Origin of the sequence: Paenibacillus sp. DP01, from assembly GCF_044784315.1 — a bacterium.
In the GTDB taxonomy this organism is placed as follows: Bacteria; Bacillota; Bacilli; order Paenibacillales; family Paenibacillaceae; genus Paenibacillus; species Paenibacillus polymyxa.
The window spans coordinates 869,835-889,943 of the sequence record NZ_CP173059.1 but is presented as its reverse complement, the minus strand read 5'-3'; the positions used below and the strand labels follow the sequence as shown (position 1 = coordinate 889,943).

The window sequence follows — 20,109 nt, the reverse complement described above, 5'->3', positions numbered from 1 at the left end:
AAAGCCGTAGTTTTCTACATCGACTGTAGAGAACCACGGCTTTTTGTTACTCACGCGTTTCTAAACCTTGCTCATACGTTTATGGAAATAAACCTCTGACGAGCTTAACTGTACTTTTCGTTGAGGCTTCCCAGTTGATTGACTTTTGTATCGCTACCGATTTTTACTGCCCAGCTTCCCGATACTGCTCTGCCTTCTCTCGCATCCCGGCGGCAACGGCTTCCTCAGTATTCAGTCCCTTATCGGCCGCATAGGCACGAATGTCCTGCGTGATACGCATACTGCAAAACTTGGGACCGCACATCGAGCAAAAGTGGGCTTCCTTGGCCCCCTCTGCTGGTAGCGTTTCATCATGGTAGGACAATGCCCGCTCAGGGTCAAGCGAGAGATTGAACTGATCGCGCCAGCGGAATTCAAAACGCGCCTTGGACAAAGCATCGTCCCGCTGCTGTGCCCGCGGATGACCCTTCGCCAGATCGGCAGCATGTGCGGCAATTTTGTAGGTAATAACTCCTTCGCGGACATCATCCTTGTTCGGCAGACCCAAGTGCTCCTTCGGCGTAACGTAGCACAGCATGGACGTCCCGAACCAACCGATCATCGCCGCCCCGATAGCTGAGGTAATATGATCATATCCTGGTGCGATATCCGTCGTCAGCGGCCCTAAAGTATAAAAGGGGGCTTCCTTACAAATCTCCATTTGTAAATCCACATTCTCCTTGATTTTGTGCATAGGGACATGTCCTGGCCCTTCAATCATGACCTGGACATCATGCTTCCATGCAATTTGCGTGAGCTCGCCCAACGTCTCTAGCTCTGCAAATTGTGCTTCATCATTCGCATCATAGATACTCCCTGGACGCAGACCATCCCCGAGAGAAAAGGCCACATCATAGACTTTCATAATTTCACAGATTTCTTCAAAATGCGTATACAAAAAGTTCTCCTGATGGTGTGCAAGGCACCAAGCTGCCATAATCGACCCGCCCCGGGATACAATTCCCGTCATTCTATTCGCCGTCATCGGTATATATCGCAGCAATACACCCGCATGGATCGTAAAATAGTCCACTCCCTGCTCCGCCTGCTCAATCAGCGTGTCTCGATACAGCTCCCACGTCAGCTTCTCAGCTTCGCCGTTCACCTTTTCCAGTGCCTGATATAGCGGCACCGTTCCAATCGGTACGGGAGAATTCCTGATGATCCATTCGCGCGTCGTATGGATATTACGGCCTGTGGACAGGTCCATGACGGTGTCTGAGCCCCAGCGTACAGCCCAGGCCATCTTCTCCACTTCCTCCTCGATGGAGGACGTAACCGCGGAATTTCCAATGTTTGCATTGATCTTTACGTGAAATTGGCGCCCAATGACCATGGGTTCGCTTTCCGGGTGATTGATATTTGAAGGTAAAATAGCTCGTCCAGCCGCCAGCTCCTGTCGTACAAACTCGGGCTCTACGCCTTCGCGGATCGCCGCAAATTCCATTTCAGGCGTAATGATCCCTTGCCGCGCATAGTGCATTTGCGTCACAGTACGCCCTTGCGAAGCCCGTAGCGGACGGTTGGTCACGCCGGGAAATTCCACTGTCTCCCGTTTGGAGCCGGGTTTCAGTCCATTATCCTCCGGCTTGATGGCGCGGCCCTCATAAGCCTCCACATCTCCCCGTTCCAGTGCCCAAGCTCGCCGTAATGGTGGCAATCCCTGACGGATGTCGACCTGGTAGGCTTCGTCCGTCATCGGACCGCTGGTATCATACACACGCAGTGGCTCATGATGCTCGGTGCCCTGCGGCGTATGTGTGGGTTGTAGCGCGATTTCACGCTCAGGCACAGCAATATCCGGCCGAGAACCTTGAATATACACCTTACGGCTCCCCGGAAAGGGCTTTAGCCCACTGGCTTGCTCCGCTTTGGCCTTCTCTCCCTCCACTTCTATTATTCCCGCCAATCCTGCATCTGCTGATTTCATTCCTGTTTCTTTTGTTCCTTTTGTTTCTGTCGGTTTCATGATCCATTCCTCCCGTATCGTTGAAATGACACACCGATCCGGAACCATTCCCAGGGTGGCGCTGATCTATGCAAAAAAGCCGGTTCCCTAGGGAACCGGCTAATCAAACGAGACAGCTATCCAAACCGATCGCACGTGGAATAATCATATTCCAATGCGCGGTCGTAGACAGCAGCTGCGTATACATTTCAATGGCCGATTACTTCCCTACGCTGGTATGATCCAGATCAGGTGCAAAGGGTCCGGAATCTTGCCTGATTCCATCTCAGCCCGCATTACAGGCTCCCCCAGTAACTGTGATAATTTCTATTCACATGAATTGGCGGCTATAACAAACATCCCGCCATCTCTATCAGACTACTTTAAATTTATAGCTTTGGCAACCCTTGTATGATTTCCTTTTGTATTGATTACTGTCACGGAAGCATAAGCCCCATTTCCTTGGCTGCTTCGATCAAAATCGGTGCAAACTCATGCAGCGTCTCGGGCGCAAGTCGACTGACCGGGCCGGATACAGATAAAGCCGCCGTGACCTGTCCCTTTCGGTTCACAATAGGCGCGGCCACAGCCGCAGCTCCTGGCTCACGTTCTTCATAGCTGGTCGCATAGCCCTTCTCACGAATGTCCTGCAGCTGGGCTTTATAAACCTCCGGGTCTACCGAAGGTGGCCATTCTTCACTGCTTAGCAAAACCTCCAGCTCCTGCGGTGGCATAAAGGCCGCCAGCACCTTGCTGGAGGCTCCCACAGCCAGCGGCATACGCGCACCCACAGGCGCAACCCTGCGGATCGCCTGATTGCTCTGCACGGCTTGTATGCGAATACGCATGCTTCCATCCCGCAGGTACAAGCTGACCGTTTCCCCTAAGCGATCACGCAGTCCTTCCATTGCAGGCTGTAACAACACCGCCGGCTCATCGCTTTGGGACAGATGCGTGGACAGCTCCCATATGCGAAAACCAAGCCTATATTTTTCCGTTTCGGCATTCCGAACGACAAATCCCCGATCCTCCAGCGTAGTCAAAAGACGATGAACAGTGCTTTTATGTAGACCAATTTGGGAGGCAATCTCCGTTAGACCAAGATCAGATTCTGCGGTAAAACACAGCAGTATATCAAGTGCACGCTCTACAGCGCGGACGGTTAATTTACGGTCTTCCATCGTGAACCGCTCCTCTTGTATCCATATTCGTTTCACACTATGAAACATGGTTACATAAATTATATAGAATAGTCGCGGCTACTGTAAACCGATGTTTTTGTGACAACCATATTACAGAACAAGAACAAACATCGACAATTCTTTGCATCATTTTTACTTTTCCGGTTCAGGCGTTGACTTTGGATAATAGCCATCATACGATAATAGGTATCTATACGGACATACCCTACTATTTTCAAGTGGAATTATACCTAAATTTTATGATTCGAAGATCAATTTTATATAAGGAGGCTCTTACATGATTTCGACATCCCAGCGCAACGCTCAGCTACAGACCGCTGTTCAGGAGCCGTCCACCCCACTCTTTAATCCCCGTATGCTGCGGTTCAAGCACGTTGTGATTGCTCTGCTGCTGTCGGTCGTATTTTTTCTGTTGTTTTGCTTTATTGCCTTGCATGCTTACATCGCCTGGGTGCTTACGAATCCCACCGTCGCACCCTTGTACTCTAATCCGATGCAGGCCAAAGGCATGCCTTATGAAGATGTCAGCTTCCCAGCGAAGGATGGCAGCCGCATCGTACAAGGCTGGTATATCCCGGCGGATCAATCGCGGAAAACCATTATTTTCAGTCATGGTTACGGGGCTAATCGCGAAGAAAGCTGGATTCCTATGTATGATCTGGCGCATTATGCCCACAGTCTGAACTTTAATGTGGTCATGTTTGATTATGGATTCGCGTCACAAAACAGCAAGGCCGTCGCAACCGGAGGTAAGGCGGAATCCCAGCAGCTTCTTGGAGCGATTCAGCTTGCGAAGCAACGCGGCTCGTCGGAAATTATCGTATGGGGCTTTTCTATGGGAGCAGGAACCGCTCTTCAGGCGGGCTTGCAAACCAAGGATGTGGACGCAATGATTTTGGACAGTACCTTCCTGCTGGAGCCAGATACACTGTACCATAACATTCACAATCAAATTAATCTGCCGAGACATCCGTCTTTGGAAATTTTGGAGTTGCTGTTTCCAGTCTTAAACGGCACCAGCTTGCATCAGATTCCATATCAAGAGGTTAAAAAGGAGAACTATCCGTTTCCAATCATGTTTGTGCATGGTACACAGGATGAAAAGGCTCCTTACCCCATTGCGGAAAAGCTTGCTGCCAATCAAACCAACCCGCTTTCCAGTGTATGGATTGTCAAAAACGGGATACATGAGCTTATTTTCAGAGAGCATCCTCGTGAATATTTGCGACGGGTATCGACATTTCTAAGCAGTGTGCAGGAGCTGGAGGACAAGAAAACCACTGCTGCTGCCCATAAACAAACGACTACGAAGTAAGAAATTATTTTCAAAACAAGTAATCATCGCCTTAAAGAAGCCTGCCTATGGACACTTAACCCGTGCCGTAGACGGGCTTCTTTTTTTATTTTCCATGAGTAATTATTGTTCTGCGCAACAGGTATAACCTGATGAAGGAAGTTCATAGACATATTCACGGTGAGACGGCGAATATACTGGGTACATATGCATCCAGGACAGATCTGCTAGATCTGCCGGATAGCCATAGCGGGATACGGGAGGTAAAAACGAATGCTGAGTACTTATGGGTCTTTCCTGCCCTTACGTGTGCTGGAGGAAATTCGTCATTGGAAGCAGCAGGAAAGTTGGCACGTGGAAGTGATTAAATCTGCTACTGAAGGGCTAGAGCCTGCTTATGTGCGGCTGCTGGATGATTGGCGAACCGTATTTGAACAAACGGAACGCACCGCCATCGAGCTGCTCGAAGAGCAACGGAGCGCGCTTGATCCGGCAGAACAGGCATGGCAGCATCAATGGAAAAAAGAGTCGTCTGTTCCTCAAGCACATACACACCAGCTGGATGAATCATCAGCACATTCAAGGGGATCAGACGCATCAGCAACTGGAGAGAAATCGTTGTCTGTTTCAGGCTTGAATTCACAGCCTGCCTCACAGGAATTAAATCGTCGACTGGACGATTTGCTGCAAACCGCGAACCGTCAATCACAAGAATATGTACGGCAGCTAGGTTTGCTGACTGAACACAGTCATGCATTGCGTCAACAGCCAAAATCCGCCGGAGTTGTAATACACGCAGCACATGAAAGTCAATATTTCCTGATCTCAACCACTCCCTTTCAAGAGCCCGGCTCCATCGCGCGAGCCGCTGGGTTGTATCATGTAGCGGCAGAGGGTGAGGATTACCCGGAGCAAGCGTTTCGAGAGCGGCATGCCGGCATGAGAGGAGAGGGTTCTGGGGCTACTAAAGGCGTCCAGTCCGGCCAGGCTCAACCTTCGCCAGCAGAAAAGTCCTTAATCGGTCGCCCGGTCCCTATTGGCGGACATCGGCTCCCTCCGCTTCCTTACCCTTATAATGCGCTTGAACCGTACATTGATGAAAAAACGATGCGTATTCACCATGACAAGCATCATTTGAGCTATGTGAATGATCTGAATAAAGCGGAAAAGAAACTGGAAGAAGCCCGAAAAACAGGTGATTTTGACCTCGTAAAGCATTGGGAACGTGAACTGGCATTTAACGGTGCAGGTCATTATCTGCATACTCTTTTTTGGACGATCATGAGCCCTCAAGGCGGTGGAAACCCAAGCGGACCGCTGGCTGAACAGATTAAAAAGGATTTTGGCAGCTACGATGCCTTCAAAAAGCAATTTAGTTCAGCAGCCGAAAAGGTCGAAGGCGGCGGCTGGGCCATTCTGGTGTGGAGTCCGCGCGCCGGGCGGCTTGAAATTTTGCAGGCCGAAAAGCACCAGAACCTGACTCAATGGGAGTCTATTCCGCTGCTGGCGATCGATGTGTGGGAACATGCATATTACTTAAAGCATCAGGCTGAACGCAATAAATACATCGAAGATTGGTGGCATGTCGTCAACTGGCCTGAAGTGGAAGCGCGCTACGCTCAAGCCTCCAAGCTGAGATGGCAACCATTCTAAGCTAAAATAAACTACACCTGCAAATCGTATCGCTCTCTGAGCGCTGCCATCTGTTCTGCCAATCCTTCCAGTTGCACCAGCGAGCCATCGGCAGGCAAAATGGCCGCCCGACTCTCGACTACACGGCGTAGCGATGCTGTGTACGCCTCGACAGACGGCACTCCGGCCAGCTCTGCCAGGCTGCCCATCGTTGCCGGATTAACCCGGGGATAATCCGGCTGCTGCACGCCTGCCGGTGTATCCCCGGCTGCCTCCCGATAAAACTGCTGCACCGCCTGTGCGCGCTCTGCTCCGTGGCCCTCAATCATCACAAAGGCCGTGATGATATACGCCTTGGCCTGACGCCGCTGCGCAATGCCGCAAAACTTGCGTCCTCGGACGCTCACATCGTAATCCCCGGGACAGAAGGACCCGATGATTTCTCCAGTCTGCGCCTCGGCAGACCACGGGGCCAGCGCATCGGCAATCAGCCCTGCCATGAGCCGAAAATCCTCATGCAGGCTGATGGCCCGCTGCGGATTCGGTAGGATCAAGGACAGGTTCAGTACCCCCCTGTCCAGCATGACAGCTGCTCCACCTGAAGGACGCACGCATACCGACGTTCCTGAACTGCGCACTCGCTCCATCGCCTGTGGAGCGTTGGGAAGCCTGCGGTCCCGGTGACCAATCACAAGCGCTGCCGGATGCCGCCATACATGCAAAATGGGCGCAGCTCCTTTCCCTACTTGCCGACAAGCCAGCTCCTCCCAAGCCAGCGGAAACAATACGTCTTCCTGAGTAGTCATCAGTGGCGCTTCCAACCATTGCAACTCAGGCAATGCTGTTGTTGTTTCTGTTGAGCTATGTAAATGATCCATACGTTATCCCCTATCTTAAAAATAACTGTTATCCATAGGCTAATCGTAATTTTCAAGGCAGCATGCTGCTATTTTTTTATTTCATCTTCTTCACAGTAGCTATCCCATTGTCACTATTACCGATGTTAACAAAAAAAGGCGGCTACGCCTATGCGTAAACCACCTTTTTTTATCACTAACCATTGCATTCTGTTCAATTATTCCTTGATCAGGGACAAGAACTCTGCGCGTTGTGCTGCATTATCACGGAACGTACCGCGTACGGCAGATGTTACCGTTTTGCTGCCAGGCTTTTTGACACCTCTGGCACACATGCACAAGTGTTCGCCTTCCACGACCACCATAACTCCGTGAGCGGAGACCGCTTCATTTAGAATATCAGCGATCTGCGATGTAATACGCTCCTGTACCTGCAATCGGCGGGTCACCGCCTCCACCAAACGGGCTAGCTTGCTTAGTCCTACAATTTTACCGCTGGGTACATAGCCGATATGCACTTTTCCGAAGAAAGGAGCCATATGGTGTTCACACTGACTGTAGTAGACAATATCCTTCACGATTACAAGCTCCTCGTGATTCTCGTCAAATGTCACACCCAGCGCATCCCGTGGATCAACCTCATAACCCGCAAATATTTCCTCATACATGCGCGCAACGCGTGCCGGTGTTTCCAACAAACCTTCACGCTTGGGGTCCTCACCGATCAGTTTTAAAATCTGCTCCACATGGTACTCGATTTTATCCCGGTTATCCGCAGCTTTGCGGTTAATATAATCTTTTACGCCAGCCACAGTAATCCTCCTCTATGCAGCAACCTCATGCGGCATCCGTACTCACGTTGCTCATTATTTCCGACGGCCCTGATTTTTACGCGCACCAGGCTGATTTTTGGAGAACTGTTGGTTCTTCATCATCTGCTGGGCTTTTTGCATCTGTTTCCCATTCAGGTTGTAGCCCATCTGTTTGGCCATTTTTTGCAGCGTTTCAGGGTCGTTCTGCATCTTTTCAAGCTGTTTGCGAAGATAATAAGCACCGATGAAAAATCCCCCGACCAAGCCAACAATCAGGGTAATAATCGGAATGACAATATTCCACACCACGAAGTCGTCACCTCTGTATATTTATATGAGACATCTTGAATTACACGAACTTATCATAGCAAAACATGGGACAGCTAGCAAATTACTTTTTGCAAACATATGTCCTTATTCCTTCTCCAAATCCAGCAGCTTCATTTTGACTGGCAAGCCTCCGGCATAGCCAACCAAACTACCGTTTGCACCCGATACACGGTGGCATGGAAACAGGATAGGCAATGGATTTTTGTTATTGGCTTCGCCGACAGCACGTATCGCCTTGGCTCGTCCAATCGATTCTGCAATATCTTGATAGGACACACTTTGTCCGTACGGAATATTTTGCAGTGCGCGCCATACCTGCTCTTGAAAAGGAGTGCCTCTCAAATCATAGGCTATACTGAATTCCCGTCGTTCTCCCGCAAAATATTCACGCAGTTGTTCTGCAGCTTCGCGCAGCTTTTCCGGCTCCTGTACATAGACATATTCCCCGACCCATGTCCGGGCCCATTGCTGAAGCAATGCTTCCTTCGCATAAAAAGAGCCATAGTCAATTCGGCATAGCCCTCGATCCGTAGCACACAGCGTCAGAGTGCCCACAGGCGTCTCCATTTCGTCATAATAAATCTTAGTTGGACCCTGTGAATCCTCCGTCTTTAATTCAGCAGAAGTTTGCTGCTCTGCCTGCTCTTGTTCCGCTAGCTTGGAATGCGCCTGCGCGATCATTTCGCGTACTTGCTCATGTTGTTCCTTCTCTGATGCTTGCTTGATCGCTGTCATAGCGTTTTCCCCTCCTATTCGACTCAAAGCCCACGCCGCCGTGCCTCGCAGCTCGGGACGCGGATCATCCAATAAAACCTCCGTCAATTTGGGCACCGCGCTAACATCCTTGAAATTTCCAAGACCAATGACTGCATTGCGTTGAATCGGCTTCTTCCCCCGCCAAGCCGCTGCACTTTGACCAAACCGGTCTTTGAATTCGCGATTGCTCAAATCCAGTAATGGTAACAGCAACGGCTTTACAATTTCAGGATCGGGTGTAAGCTCGGGATGATGATCCCAGTTAAGGCCTCGATTTTTGGGACATACGATTTGACACGTATCACATCCATACAGCCGATTCCCTATTTTCAGCATAAACTCCTCGTCCAAAAAGCCCTTGGTTTGCGTTAAAAAGGATACACACCGCTGGGCATTCAGCTGTCCCGGACCTACAAGCGCACCGGTAGGACATGCATCCAAACATTTGGTGCACTCTCCGCAACCATCCGTAACCGGTTCATCGGGCTGGAAGGGAATGTTCGTCAACAGCTCCCCGAGATAAATCCATGACCCCAGTGTCGGTGAAATCATCATCGTATTTTTGCCGCTAAAGCCAATTCCTGCGCGTTCCGCAACGGCTCGGTCCGACAATTCTCCGGTATCCACCATGTTTTTCAACAGTGCATCAGGTACCCGCTCACTTATAAAAGCCTCAAGCTTTTCCATCGCTTCGCGCAGTACCAGATGATAATCTTTGCCCCAGGCTGAACGCGCCATAATACCACGGTATTTGCCCTTGTCCGACTTCGGCGGGTCCTTCATTTTCGAAGGATACGCCACCGCAATGGCAATCAGGGATGCGGGCTGCGAGCCATACAGCTCTGGATAGATACGCTTATCAATATCAGGCTCCTCAAAGCCGGATTCATAGCCTTTAGCACGGTGCTCTTCCAATATAGCTTTCAGAGACAGAAAGGGATCGGCGGATGCGAACCCGATGGAATCAATCCCCAGCCCTGGAGCTGCCTCAATAATTTCCTGCTTGAGCGAAGCCCAAGTCGAAGCCGTTCCGGTCGCCGTCCGAGTTAGTTCGCGTTGCATCCGATACTCACCTCTCTTTCACAATTCTTCGTGACAGATAGGAGAATGATGTATCATTCTCCTATCTCAAATTTCAACAGAAAATAGCAGCAGATGCTACCGTAAATTTTTAACAGCACTCGTCGCCAGAAAATCACAGCGATTATTCAGTTCGTTGTCACTGTGGCCCTTCACCTTCACATATTCAACCTCATGCTTACCCATTAGTGCCCATAGTTCTTCCCAAAGTTCCTTGTTCTCCACCGGCTGATTTTTACTGTTGCGCCAGCCATTACGGAGCCAATTCTTAATCCAGCCTTGTTTGAAGCAATTGACGACATAGGCAGAGTCACTGTGTACTTTTACACGGCACGGCTCCTTGAGCAGCTTCAGCGCTTCAATCACCGACTTGATCTCCATGCGGTTGTTTGTCGTCATCTTTTCGGCACCCGACAGCTCCTTACGATGCTCTCCATACAGCAAAACAATCCCCCAGCCCCCTGGGCCCGGGTTCCCCGAACAAGCACCGTCGGTATAAACCATCACTTCTTTCATCGTCCTCTTCCTTTCCTGATTGGGAATCGCTGATCCGTTGTAGCTCTGATCGGGTCGCACGTATTCCGCATTGATTTCAGACTCATAACTGCTCTATAGCCACTTCCACTCCGAGATCGGCCAAAATATAAACTCTGCACGTCCCAGTAAATCTTCAGACTTAACGCTGCCAAAGTACCGGCTATCCTTGCTTGCAGCCGTATGGCGATTATCTCCCATGACAAAGAAGTGTTCTGGCTCCACCGTAAAAGGACCGTAATCACCATCCTCCACGTCCGAGTTGGTGTACGGTTCATTTAGCAGCTCACCGTTTACATATAAATGATTATGCTCAATCCGAATGACATCTCCGGGAATACCTATGACTCTTTTCACTAAAAATCTTGGGCTGGACAGTTTGGAATCGGGATCTTTTAAAATCACAATGTCCCCTCTTCCCGGATCATGAAAATTATAAACCAGCTTGTTAACGAACAAATGCTGGCTTTCCATTAGCGTCGGCTGCATCGAATGTCCTCTGACCGTAGACAAGTTAAATACAAACAGGTTCAGAAGCAGTAAGACAACCATCGCGATCAGCAGAGTGACTAACCAATCGCGTATGTAACCAGAGCGACCTGCCTGTTTGGACGTTTCCGGTGAAGGAAGCGGGTCTGACGAAGGAGCCAAAGCGTCCATAATTAACCTCCTCAACCCTGTTATAAATAGAAAAGCATATCCCGTACCCGATTGCAACGGTTACTCAGATATGCTCTAAATGTAAATATTATACTTCGTTTCTGTATATCGAATACCGATTAATGAGGTGCCAAAATACTCAGCTTCTGAAACGCCTGTAAAATCTGGCTTGCTCCGTAGCCCATAGCTTCGTACAACGGCATGGCCGCACTGTTATGCTTGTCCCCTGCTACCCAAATACGGCTAACCTTACGTTGCTGAAAACGCTGCTCCATGGACTCCACAAGCGATTTCCCGATTCCCATCCGACGATGATCCGGGTGAATAGCAATACGATAATAACAACCATGATTCTGATCAATCGTGCCAATCAGGGCACCAACGATCTCTCCCTCTTCTTCGGCAACGACGATCAAACCGGAATCCCACGAAAGCTGACGGGCAAAAGCACCCACCGTCTCTTTGTAGCACTCCTCTGACAAGGCAATTTGCATGAGTTCCGTTACTGAATTCACATCACTTAATTGAAAGGAACGAACGTGCATAAGTAATATCTCCCTTTTCGTAAGCATAATAAAAAAATTGAGACAGCACCGTCATTTTTACATAAATCCATAAAGCGCTTATCATGGTGTTAATCACAAGGCATTATGATAAAAATGCATACGATCTGCTATATATGAAATGAAGAACAGGAAAAGGGTGTGTGCCCTCAAGTTCGTCATGTCATAGACATGACAGCTTATAGCAGACGACAAAAAAGCCCAAAATTCTGCTTCCTTGACCATTAAACCATACTTTTTGACGGAATACATCCTTTTTTCTCATGTAAGCGCTGTATATAAAGCGTTTACATTTTTGAGGGGCAAATTTACCTCTTATTACCTATGTATTACGTATTCCAATCGGGTTTTTGGACATGCTAGCTACCAGGCCCTATTGCTCAGTTTGGTATTTTACAAACAAAAATGTTGAAAAAATAGGCCGAATGCGGTTTAATATAACTATCGAGGGTATTATTACATAGGAACACTTACCCAACCATATAACCAGGAGGGATTTTATTATGGCATTTCAATTACCAGAACTTCCTTACGCAAAAGACGCACTGGAACCACACTTTGATGCACTGACAATGGAAATTCACCATGATCGTCACCATAACACATATGTTACGAACTTAAATGCAGCTCTGGAGAGCGCTCCTGAACTGCAAAGCAAAAGCCTGGAGGATCTGATCTCCAATCTGGACAGCGTTCCTGAAAGCATCCGCACTGCGGTTCGCAATAACGGTGGTGGACACCACAACCACAGCCTGTTCTGGGAAGTTATCGCTCCTAACGGCGGTGGACAGCCAACAGGTGCAATTGCTGAAGCCATCAACAACGAACTGGGCGGCTATGACAAATTTAAAGAAGACTTCACTAAAGCAGCTACAACTCGTTTTGGTAGCGGCTGGGCTTGGCTGGTTGTCGGCAAAGACGGCAAATTGGCGATCACTAGCACTCCAAACCAAGATAGCCCGCTGTTCGAAGGTCTGACTCCGGTGCTTGGATTGGATGTTTGGGAGCATGCTTACTACCTGAAATATCAAAACAAACGCCCAGACTACATTGCAGCTTTCTACAATGTAATCAACTGGGATGAAGTCAACAAACGTTACGCTGCTGCAAAGAAATAAGCCAGTAGCAACATTCTTATCCTGAATCACGAGGGCTGTCTCAAAAGTAGATTTTCTACGAATGAGACAGCCCTTTTGGCATTCTGTGGTAAACTGGTGGAAATCATTTTTTATTACAGTCCCTGGAGGGTAATGGATGCAGACTTTTTTTCGTTACAATTGGATGGTTCGGGAACAATGGTACCGCTGGTGTGAAGAGGTGCCGCAGGAGGAACTGCTGAAAGAACGCATCGGCGGGGTTGGCGGGATTCTAAAAACGCTCTTTCATATCGTTGATGTAGAATGGAGCTGGATTCAAATCATTCAAGGCAAACCTGATTTTCAGGAAGACTTCTCTCAGTATAATACGCTGAATAAAGTCCGCGAGCTGGATGCAAAGTTTCGACTCGATGTAGAGCCGTTCGTACTCGCCTGGCATGAAGGTCTGGAACGAAAAAGGTTTGAAGATCACCTCCCGGACGGCAGAATTGCGATTGATGCCTGGGGCGAGGTAATGCGCCATGTCATTGCCCATCAGATTCATCATATCGGGCAGTTATCCGTATGGTCGCGCGAGCTCGGCAAGCCTCCGGTATCAGCCAATGTAATCGGCAAAGGGCTGATTGAGAGCGATCCCTCCCTATAAGTACGATACCCCCAAATAAAAAGGAGTAGAAAAGAGCCTGCAAGCTCTTTCTACTCCTTTTTATTCATAAACTTCGATTCATTCCTTAAGATATTACTTTTGACCTCTTGCTCTTGATCATACCGTAAGCCAATGTAAATAATGCTCCGCATAACAGGGCAATCAGATGAGCAACAAGATAATTGATATGACCGTGGTTATCTGATGCTGCAATTGCAAAGCCAGGAAGAGCCGTGGTTCCGAATCCTATGGCTGTCAGCTTGCTTAAATATACATATGCCCCTGCAACCATTCCTCCAAGGCAACCAGCAATTAAAGGGAATTTATACTTTAAAGTGACCCCGAAGATGGCTGGTTCCGAGATTCCAAAAAGTACAGACCCGAATGCAGAGTAACCCAGTTCTTTAACCTTGGTGTCTTTGCGATTCAAAAGAACATACCCCAAAACGGCGCCCCCTTGAGCCATCAAAGCTACCGATGCCAACGGATTAATAAAATTTCTGCCTGTATCGGTTAACAACTGTGCTTCTACCGCGCCCATAACATGGTGCAAACCCGTAATAACGATGATCTGCTGAATACCTGCAAAAAACATAAAGCCGAATATCCCTAGGTTTTGCGTCATCCAGAGCAACGAAACAGTCACCAGACTGGCCAACTCTCTCCCAAGAGGGCCGATAATGGTAAACAGAAGCAGGGAAGAAACAAAGACCGTCAGCAAAGGGGCCAAAAATAGTTTAATCATGTCTGGAACCTTTTTGTTAAAAAACTGATCCAACTTGGCTACCACATATCCCATCATTAGAGCAATAATAATACCGCCCTGAAAGCCAACCAACTGTACGGGAAGCCCGAAAAGACTGATTGATTCCGGATTTTGGCTTCCTTTAGCTACCTCAAAAGCATCCGCCAAGGCCGGATGAAGCATAATCGCACCTAGCACAAGCCCGAGAATTGGACGACCACCGTATCTCTTGGTTGCAGAATACACAACAAGCAGCGGGAGGATGGTGAAAATCCCTGTGGAAACGATCTGAACAAAGCGATTGATCCCTTGGAAAATTGGATACATCTCCACAATCGATTTAGGGCCGAATAGCCCCTTTTGACCTAGAAGACCGGTTATCCCCATTAACAATGCGGCGGCAAGAATTCCAGGCATGATCTCAATGAAGACATCTGACAGGGATTTAATCGCTTTCTGAAAAGGATTTTGCTTTTGTGCGGACTTCGATTTGACATCACTTAATGACATATCTTCCGTTCCAGTCAGTTTGGAGAACACAGCATAGATATTATTGACCAACCCTGCTCCAAAAATGATCTGCAGTTGATCCCCTGCTATGAAAACACCTTTAACCAGATCAATATCTTCAATCTTCTTTAATTCCGCTTTTTCATTGTCCTCAAGGACAATTCTTAGTCTTGTGGCACAATGGGCCACACCGATAATGTTCTCTTCACCACCGATATATTTTAAAATTTCTTGAGATATTTGCTTATAATGCTTTTCTTTTGCTTCCATCTAGTAAAACCTCCTCTAGCTGAATCAGATGTCCTCTTTAACAAATCTCCAGAACATGCCTAAAAAGTCCTGCTTCACCCTGGCAAGCGTTATGCCAACATGCATTAATTCATCACCACCGAACAGCTCACCCGTTTCTATATTTCTGTAAACGTAGTCTGGATTCAGACCTTTGAATTTTAACGTTTTAATCGCAGCAGCCGGTTGGGATAAAACCTTGAAATAGCTGGCCGCCATTTCCGTTTGATCCTCTGACACAAAGCTCCATGCGGCTTCATTTTCATCAAATGGATTAATAATTCTGTAAAACTTTCCAAACTGAATGAGCGATCTCATTTCTTTATACAGAGCTATCTGTTGTTTTACCACTTCTTTTTCTTCAACGGTTAATGCCGTCAGATCCAGCTCATATCCTAAATTCCCGGCCATGGCGACATAACCTCTGGTCTCCAATGGAGTTATTCTGCCCACTTGATGGTTAGGTACCGTGGAGACGTGTGCGCCCATCGTAATCGGAGGGTAGACAAGACTTGTTCCCCATTGAATTTTCAGTCGGCAAATGGCATCCGTATTATCACTTGTCCAGGTCTGAGGCATGTAATAGAGCATACCGGCATCAAAACGGCCTCCTCCACTAGAGCAGCTCTCGAATAAGACATGAGGAAACTTCGATGTAAGCTCTTCCATAACACTGTAGAGCCCCAGAATATAACGATGCGCCGTCTCCCTTTGTCTTTCAGGTGGTAAAGCGGCCGAACCCACATCTGTCATGTGACGATTCATGTCCCATTTCACATAAGTAATTGGAACATCCGATAAAATGTCGGAAACCGACTTAACGATGTACTCACACACTTCCTTCCTCGATAAATCCAACATAAGCTGATTTCTGCCCAACGTATACGGACGATCAGGGACATGGATACACCAATCGGGATGCTTTCTGTATAAATCGCTGTCTATGGATACCATTTCAGGTTCAAACCACAAGCCAAACTCCATACCCAAATTTCGAATGCGGTTGGCAAGATCCGGCAAGCCATCTGGAAGTTTGCGACGATCCACCACCCAATCGCCTAATGAAGTATTGTCATCATCACGCTTTCCAAACCATCCATCATCCAATACAAACAGCTCCACTCCTACACTTTGAGCTTCCTTGGCCAACTGCTCAATCTTGTCGGCATCAAAGTCAAAATAGGTGGCTTCCCAGTTATTAATCAGGATCGGCCGCTCCTTGTCACGAAATGGTCCACGACATAATCTGTTCCTGTATAAATCATGATAAATTCTCGACATACCACCCAAGCCATTTTCGGTGTATACCATGACGACTTCTGGCGTTTGGAAGGATTCCTCTGGTTCAAGCAACCATGTAAAATCAAAAGGATTAATCCCCATCGTAACTCTAGTGTTCCGATAGGAATCAACCTGAGTCTGGGCCGTAAAGTTCCCGCTGTACACCAGATTAAAGGCGTACACTTCGCCCTGTTCTTCATCTGTTCCTTCCCTTACAAGTGCCATAAAGGGTGCTTGTTGAGGGCTGCTGGCTCCGCGGCAGCTGTCTACCATTTGAATCCCGGGTAAAATTTTTCGTCTTGCTATATTTTTTTCATTATTATGCGCACCGTACAAGGTAATGAGTTCGTACTCATCATCACGAAAATCCACACTAGCACTTAATGCTCTAAGCAACTTTAGCTGCTGCTGACCTTCATTATCGAAACGGACTGAACGGGTAATGACATCCCCTTTTTGATATAGGCTATAGGATAGTACAACCCTTACATCAATTAATGGGTCTTCAAGGATGATTTCCAGTGTTTCTACTTCGCCATCATCCTCCGCATACGTAGAAGGAAGCCCTTTCAATTTTGGTTTGCCTTGGTAAACCCGATGTTCTTTATACCGAAAATCTGTCACTGTAGAACCATTCTCCAATTGAAGCTGATACGCAGGAATCCTGAAGTCACTATTTCCAAATGACGGGTATTCCTGTGGGATGGTATCCAGTGAAAAGGCTCGATCCGCCCCATCGGGATTAGGTGAAAATCCTCTATCCATGAAGATGATTTTGTTGCTCCCCCGATAGGTCTGAATTCTCTTCCCCCAATACAGATGAGCTAAATAACCATCACGTATAACCTGCATGACATAACTCGTATTGCTGCCTTGTAAATGGAATAAAAGCTTCTCTTTATCAATGTATATAGCCATAGTAACCCCCTTGTAGCGCCAATAGTAATATTTTCAAAAAATATAAATTATGTTGTTTCCTTGTTTCTTACACCCTAATAATAATTGAATAGTTTTAATAATTATATGGAATAATGTAGACTCTATATGAAACGGTGTGATAATATGCAGAGATGAATTAAGAGGTGAAACCAAATGAGTTCGCATTTTTCCAATCATTCCTATAACAACCTGGATCTTAATTTATACACATGTGGCAAAGAGAGCTGTACCAGTAAACACTCTTATGGTCCAGCCATTCGAAGCGGGTATATGGTGCATTTTATTTTAAAAGGAAAAGGGATCTTTAAAGTCAATGATAAAATCTATCATTTGGAGAAAAACGATGCTTTCTTTATTGAGCCGAAGGTTTTAATTTACTACGAAGCGGATGAAGTCGACCCGTGGGAATATGCCTGGATCGGTTTTAATGGGGTGCAAGCCAAAGAATATCTAAGCCGAACCTGTATCAATAGGGATAATCCCATTTTCCAGTTCGAAGCCGAGGGCAGCCTTGCCCGCTGTATGGAGAGCATCGTCGTTTCTTCTACGCTGAAATCCAACAAAGACCTGCTGCTTGCATCCAAGTTGTATGAATTTCTATATCTGATGTTTGAACTTTATCCTAATCAGGAAGTCAACAATGAGGTAAGACAGCAGCGGTATATTAAAGAAGCGCTTCTCTTTATTCAGCAAAACTATTCACATTTCATTACCGTAAGTGACATTGCCAAATACATTTCAATTGACCGTTCATATTTGCACCGTTTATTTAAACAGCAACTCAATAAGTCACCACAGGAATTTTTATTGCATTTGAGGATTGAAAAATCATGCTCCCTATTAAAAAATACTTCCCTGAAAATCGGAGATATTGCTCGGTCTGTAGGGTATAAAGATGTACTCCTATTCTCCAAGATGTTCAAAACGGTCAACAAATTAACTCCATCCGAATACCGAAAAAATCACCAAAAATAACACGCTTTGTTCGTAACTAAGTTAGGCATTTTCATTCCAGAAACAAAAAAATAGCGGCAGCATGGAGTAACCTTAAGTCCATACTGCCGCTATTTTATCAACATCAGTTCCCATTTTGCTTCGTATAATACTCGGTGATCAGATCAAGGAACACCTTGGGAAACGCCAAGGTGGACATATCCGCCTCGCTGATCCAGCGGTACCCCGCTGGCAAGGTGCTACTCGCCTGATCCGCCTGCTCAGCGAGCGCAATCAACGCACCTGGCTTCGCCGCGGTGCTGTAGCTGGCCCGCTGCTCGGCAGCCAGCGGCTGTTCGCCCGCCTTCCCGGCAGGGGAGGCGACCTCTTCACACTGGAACACACGCAGGTTCCAGTGAATGTGGCTGAACGTGTGCTCCGCCTCACGTACAAACCGCACCGGGCGCGCATGCACGCCCTCTGCCAACAAATGAGCCGCCAGGTGATCCATGGCTGGCTCATCCGGCACCGGGCCGTTGTAACCCTCCGGCCCGGCAAGCTCATGCGGCAGTTCCCACATGCGGGCCAACAGGCCCTTGGCCGGGCGTTGCCGTACAAGCAGGCGACCTGTGTTCGCGCCGCTGCCCTCGATGAAGGCGACGGAACGCGGCTCCAGGCGCGGCGGCTTCGCTTTTGTTTTGACTGGCAGCGTCTCCTCGCGGCCTGCCAGCCTGCCCGAGCAATGCTCCATGACCGGACAGGTCAGGCAATGGGGCGACTTTGGCGTGCAGACTAGCGCTCCCAGCTCCATCAGCGCCTGATTAAAATCAGAGGCTCTCCCTTCGGGAATCAGCTCCCTGACCAGACTTTCCATATGCGACCGCGTGCTACCCTTCATAATATCCTCTTCAATGAGGAAATAACGTGACAGCACACGCATCACATTCCCGTCTACAGCAGGCTCTGGTCGATTAAAGGCAATGCTCATAATGGCCCCCGTCGTATATGGACCTACACCTTTCAGTGCCGCAACAGCCTGCGTATCATCCGGCACCTGCCCACCGTGAAGCTCAACTACCTGTTTCGCTGCCGTTTGCAAATTCCGGGCCCGTGAATAATACCCCAGCCCTTCCCATAGCTTGAGCACATCCTCCTCGGGCGCTTCCGCCAGCGCTTCAATCGTCGGAAAACGTGCAATAAAGCGATTAAAATACGGAATGACCGTATCGACACGTGTCTGTTGAAGCATAATTTCCGAAATCCAGATATAAAAAGGATTGCGATGGCGGCGCCACGGCAAGTCGCGTTTGTTACGTGTATACCAATTCAACAGTTCAAAGCTAAAATAACGCTTTTGTTCCAATGTATTTGTAGTCATCCCATCACGTCTCCTTATATTCGACAATCACAAAAGCAGAGGCAATGTTAGGCTGATGTGTAATACTCAAGTGAATGCTGTAATTCGAGTCACCCGTATTCGGCAATCTCAGTCGATCCCACGCAGACGAAGACAAATAAACTACGGGCTTCCCCCCAGGTTCAGGTAGAATATCCATATCACTGAACCCGATGATTTGTCCAATTCCACAGCCGAAGGCTTTCGTTACCGCTTCCTTGGCGGCAAAGCGCCCTGCTACGAACTCCGCTAGCCTCCCCTTGCGTTCCACTGCAAGCTCGCGTTCTGCCGGGGTTAACACCCGATTCAAAAATGCATCTGCATACTTACCTGCCAGAATATGAGCCATACGGCTTATTTCCAGCACATCATGTCCAATTCCGTAGATCATTTGGGTATTCCCCGCCCTTTTTTTACTTTACTGGATCTATTGTAACAGTGCGTCCACACCCTGGCGAGTCGCAAAGGCGTAAAAGCGTCACCAAAATATGTTAAAATGAGAGAGGCAATCAGTGAATGCTTGAAATTCGCGGATATGCCGGTTTAAAAACTCCCGTAGAAAGGAAG

The 20,109-nt window shown here is 47.9% G+C and carries 18 protein-coding genes and 1 riboswitch; of the genes, 5 read left to right on the top strand and 13 right to left on the bottom strand.

Annotated elements, in window-relative coordinates:
• Nucleotides 1-163 precede the first annotated feature (163 nt).
• Both thiC and ACH59B_RS03995 read right to left on the bottom strand, forming a co-directional pair.
• A complete protein-coding gene (gene thiC / locus ACH59B_RS04000) occupies nt 164-2,008 on the bottom strand; it encodes a phosphomethylpyrimidine synthase ThiC (RefSeq protein WP_257126670.1) in 1,845 nt (614 codons plus the stop codon).
• 187 nt (nt 2,009-2,195) lie between these two features.
• Nucleotides 2,196-2,307: riboswitch (TPP riboswitch) on the bottom strand.
• Between the two features lie 117 nt (nt 2,308-2,424).
• Nucleotides 2,425-3,168 carry an IclR family transcriptional regulator gene (locus ACH59B_RS03995; RefSeq protein WP_016819332.1) on the bottom strand — a complete coding sequence of 248 codons (744 nt, stop codon included), beginning with the start codon at nt 3,166-3,168 and terminating at the stop codon, nt 2,425-2,427.
• Between the two features lie 298 nt (nt 3,169-3,466).
• Here ACH59B_RS03995 and ACH59B_RS03990 point away from each other — a divergent pair, with 298 nt between their 5' ends.
• Nucleotides 3,467-4,504 carry an alpha/beta hydrolase gene (locus ACH59B_RS03990; RefSeq protein WP_017428436.1) on the top strand — a complete coding sequence of 346 codons (1,038 nt, stop codon included), beginning with the start codon at nt 3,467-3,469 and terminating at the stop codon, nt 4,502-4,504.
• A 252-nt stretch (nt 4,505-4,756) separates the two neighbouring features.
• Nucleotides 4,757-6,136 carry a Fe-Mn family superoxide dismutase gene (locus tag ACH59B_RS03985; protein ID WP_017428439.1) on the top strand — a complete coding sequence of 460 codons (1,380 nt, stop codon included), beginning with the start codon at nt 4,757-4,759 and terminating at the stop codon, nt 6,134-6,136.
• Between the two features lie 11 nt (nt 6,137-6,147).
• On the opposite strand, the gene ACH59B_RS03980 is transcribed toward ACH59B_RS03985, so the two are convergent.
• From ACH59B_RS03980 to ACH59B_RS03950, 7 genes are all read right to left on the bottom strand, one after another.
• Complete coding sequence (locus ACH59B_RS03980; RefSeq protein WP_031462868.1) at nt 6,148-6,993, bottom strand: lipoyl protein ligase domain-containing protein; 846 nt, start codon at nt 6,991-6,993, stop codon at nt 6,148-6,150.
• A 197-nt stretch (nt 6,994-7,190) separates the two neighbouring features.
• The gene (folE, locus tag ACH59B_RS03975) at nt 7,191-7,784 is read right to left on the bottom strand and encodes a GTP cyclohydrolase I FolE (RefSeq protein WP_013369415.1); all 594 of its coding nucleotides are present in this window, start codon (nt 7,782-7,784) and stop codon (nt 7,191-7,193) included.
• 54 nt (nt 7,785-7,838) lie between these two features.
• Nucleotides 7,839-8,093: a YneF family protein gene (locus ACH59B_RS03970; protein WP_013369414.1), complete on the bottom strand. Its 255-nt coding sequence runs from the start codon at nt 8,091-8,093 to the stop codon at nt 7,839-7,841.
• Between the two features lie 105 nt (nt 8,094-8,198).
• Nucleotides 8,199-9,932 carry a tRNA epoxyqueuosine(34) reductase QueG gene (queG, locus tag ACH59B_RS03965; RefSeq protein WP_025364019.1) on the bottom strand — a complete coding sequence of 578 codons (1,734 nt, stop codon included), beginning with the start codon at nt 9,930-9,932 and terminating at the stop codon, nt 8,199-8,201.
• 96 nt (nt 9,933-10,028) lie between these two features.
• Entirely contained in the window at nt 10,029-10,466 is a 438-nt protein-coding gene (gene rnhA / locus ACH59B_RS03960; protein ID WP_016819337.1) for a ribonuclease HI, read from the bottom strand.
• A gap of 93 nt (nt 10,467-10,559) precedes the next feature.
• The gene (lepB, locus tag ACH59B_RS03955) at nt 10,560-11,144 is read right to left on the bottom strand and encodes a signal peptidase I (RefSeq protein WP_016819338.1); all 585 of its coding nucleotides are present in this window, start codon (nt 11,142-11,144) and stop codon (nt 10,560-10,562) included.
• A 119-nt stretch (nt 11,145-11,263) separates the two neighbouring features.
• A complete protein-coding gene (locus ACH59B_RS03950) occupies nt 11,264-11,689 on the bottom strand; it encodes a GNAT family N-acetyltransferase (RefSeq protein WP_013369410.1) in 426 nt (141 codons plus the stop codon).
• A 521-nt stretch (nt 11,690-12,210) separates the two neighbouring features.
• On the opposite strand from ACH59B_RS03950, the gene ACH59B_RS03945 reads away from it, so the two are divergent.
• Both ACH59B_RS03945 and ACH59B_RS03940 read left to right on the top strand, forming a co-directional pair.
• Nucleotides 12,211-12,825 (top strand): superoxide dismutase, encoded by a 615-nt coding sequence (locus ACH59B_RS03945; RefSeq protein WP_016819339.1) that lies wholly within the window; start codon nt 12,211-12,213, stop codon nt 12,823-12,825.
• A 136-nt stretch (nt 12,826-12,961) separates the two neighbouring features.
• Nucleotides 12,962-13,450 carry a DinB family protein gene (locus ACH59B_RS03940; RefSeq protein WP_016819340.1) on the top strand — a complete coding sequence of 163 codons (489 nt, stop codon included), beginning with the start codon at nt 12,962-12,964 and terminating at the stop codon, nt 13,448-13,450.
• 85 nt (nt 13,451-13,535) lie between these two features.
• Here the strand turns inward: ACH59B_RS03940 and ACH59B_RS03935 are convergent, their stop codons facing one another.
• Nucleotides 13,536-14,975: a PTS transporter subunit EIIC gene (locus tag ACH59B_RS03935; protein ID WP_016819341.1), complete on the bottom strand. Its 1,440-nt coding sequence runs from the start codon at nt 14,973-14,975 to the stop codon at nt 13,536-13,538.
• 24 nt (nt 14,976-14,999) lie between these two features.
• Entirely contained in the window at nt 15,000-17,192 is a 2,193-nt protein-coding gene (locus tag ACH59B_RS03930) for an alpha-galactosidase (RefSeq protein ID WP_016819342.1), read from the bottom strand.
• 174 nt (nt 17,193-17,366) lie between these two features.
• Here ACH59B_RS03930 and ACH59B_RS03925 point away from each other — a divergent pair, with 174 nt between their 5' ends.
• Nucleotides 17,367-18,188, top strand: coding sequence for an AraC family transcriptional regulator (locus tag ACH59B_RS03925; RefSeq protein ID WP_016819343.1), 822 nt, complete (start codon nt 17,367-17,369; stop codon nt 18,186-18,188).
• A 103-nt stretch (nt 18,189-18,291) separates the two neighbouring features.
• On the opposite strand, the gene mutY is transcribed toward ACH59B_RS03925, so the two are convergent.
• Together mutY and acpS are read right to left on the bottom strand one after the other, a co-directional pair.
• Nucleotides 18,292-19,524, bottom strand: a complete 1,233-nt coding sequence (gene mutY / locus ACH59B_RS03920; protein ID WP_263559889.1) for an A/G-specific adenine glycosylase — start codon at nt 19,522-19,524, stop codon at nt 18,292-18,294.
• A gap of 4 nt (nt 19,525-19,528) precedes the next feature.
• Nucleotides 19,529-19,933: a holo-ACP synthase gene (gene acpS / locus ACH59B_RS03915; RefSeq protein ID WP_016819345.1), complete on the bottom strand. Its 405-nt coding sequence runs from the start codon at nt 19,931-19,933 to the stop codon at nt 19,529-19,531.
• Between the last annotated feature and the right edge of the window lie 176 nt (nt 19,934-20,109).

Bases quoted from the DNA above. Each gene is read 5' to 3' on its own strand.
- thiC (WP_257126670.1), bottom strand. From the start codon at position 2,008: ATGAAACCGACAGAAACAAAAGGAACAAAAGAAACAGGAATGAAATCA.
- ACH59B_RS03995 (WP_016819332.1), bottom strand. From the start codon at position 3,168: ATGGAAGACCGTAAATTAACCGTCCGCGCTGTAGAGCGTGCACTTGAT.
- ACH59B_RS03990 (WP_017428436.1), top strand. From the start codon at position 3,467: ATGATTTCGACATCCCAGCGCAACGCTCAGCTACAGACCGCTGTTCAG.
- ACH59B_RS03985 (WP_017428439.1), top strand. From the start codon at position 4,757: ATGCTGAGTACTTATGGGTCTTTCCTGCCCTTACGTGTGCTGGAGGAA.
- ACH59B_RS03980 (WP_031462868.1), bottom strand. From the start codon at position 6,993: ATGGATCATTTACATAGCTCAACAGAAACAACAACAGCATTGCCTGAG.
- queG (WP_025364019.1), bottom strand. From the start codon at position 9,932: ATGCAACGCGAACTAACTCGGACGGCGACCGGAACGGCTTCGACTTGG.
- rnhA (WP_016819337.1), bottom strand. From the start codon at position 10,466: ATGAAAGAAGTGATGGTTTATACCGACGGTGCTTGTTCGGGGAACCCG.
- lepB (WP_016819338.1), bottom strand. From the start codon at position 11,144: ATGGACGCTTTGGCTCCTTCGTCAGACCCGCTTCCTTCACCGGAAACG.
- ACH59B_RS03950 (WP_013369410.1), bottom strand. From the start codon at position 11,689: ATGCACGTTCGTTCCTTTCAATTAAGTGATGTGAATTCAGTAACGGAA.
- ACH59B_RS03945 (WP_016819339.1), top strand. From the start codon at position 12,211: ATGGCATTTCAATTACCAGAACTTCCTTACGCAAAAGACGCACTGGAA.
- ACH59B_RS03940 (WP_016819340.1), top strand. From the start codon at position 12,962: ATGCAGACTTTTTTTCGTTACAATTGGATGGTTCGGGAACAATGGTAC.
- ACH59B_RS03935 (WP_016819341.1), bottom strand. From the start codon at position 14,975: ATGGAAGCAAAAGAAAAGCATTATAAGCAAATATCTCAAGAAATTTTA.
- ACH59B_RS03930 (WP_016819342.1), bottom strand. From the start codon at position 17,192: ATGGCTATATACATTGATAAAGAGAAGCTTTTATTCCATTTACAAGGC.
- ACH59B_RS03925 (WP_016819343.1), top strand. From the start codon at position 17,367: ATGAGTTCGCATTTTTCCAATCATTCCTATAACAACCTGGATCTTAAT.
- mutY (WP_263559889.1), bottom strand. From the start codon at position 19,524: ATGACTACAAATACATTGGAACAAAAGCGTTATTTTAGCTTTGAACTG.
- acpS (WP_016819345.1), bottom strand. From the start codon at position 19,933: ATGATCTACGGAATTGGACATGATGTGCTGGAAATAAGCCGTATGGCT.